The 761-nt window shown below is 66.4% G+C and carries 1 protein-coding gene and 1 pseudogene; both read left to right on the top strand.

Translation table 11 applies throughout. The features are described 5' to 3' along the window. The coding region (locus AX724_RS03520; protein WP_066763620.1) for a recombinase family protein at window positions 1–483 on the top strand (483 nt) is incomplete at its 5' end. Beyond that, a pseudogene (locus tag AX724_RS24325) lies at window positions 480–761 on the top strand (hypothetical protein); the annotation flags it as partial. The gene AX724_RS03520 and the pseudogene AX724_RS24325, both read left to right, overlap by 4 nt.

Below are 761 nucleotides of genomic sequence, written 5' to 3'. Positions count from 1 at the left end.
AACCGTTCGGCGCGGGCTGAGGTGATGAAGCTGGCGCAGGCACGCCATATCGATGCGATCCTCGTTACCGAACTCAGTCGCTGGGGGCGTTCGACCCAGGACCTGCTCGATACACTCAACCGGCTGTCGGGCTGGCGCGTGTCGGTGGTCGCGATGAGCGGCATGACGTTCGAGGTCGATACGCCGCATGGGCGGATGATGGCGACGATGCTCGCAGGTATAGCCCAGTTCGAGCGCGACATGCTGAGCGAGCGGGTCCGCTCTGGCCTTGCTGCAGCGCGGGCACGTGGCCGCAAACTCGGCCGGCAACTGGGGGAGCGACCCAAGTCGGACCGCCTCGCGCCCAAAGTGTTGGCGCATATCGCCGAGGGGCGGAGCTATCGCTGGATCGCTCGCGACCTGGGACTCAGCAAGAACACGGTCGCCGGGATCGTGGCTCGCGCACGGGGTAACGTGAGCCCTGATGTCACGGTGACGACATGACCGGGGCGTCTGGACGGCTGCGTCCCGATCCCCGGCGCAAGGCGCGGTTTCGCGAAATCGCCCGAGGCATTGTCGCCAAGGATCGCTACAATCGGAAGTACGGGATCGCCGTCGACACTGCTGGCGCCATCGCGCAGGCGCTAGAGCGCGCGTACCGCGATGGAGTCCGGGACGACCCGGCCGCAGCCGTTCAAGCGCCCGAACAGGATGATGCCGGCCCGCTGGAATGGGCGTTGATCCCACCACGACCGCGAGATGCCTTCTGGAGTATCTGCCTA

The organism is Sphingobium sp. CCH11-B1 (genome assembly GCF_001556865.1).
Classification (GTDB): Bacteria; Pseudomonadota; Alphaproteobacteria; order Sphingomonadales; family Sphingomonadaceae; genus Sphingobium.
This window is presented reverse-complemented; position numbering and strand designations above follow the sequence as displayed.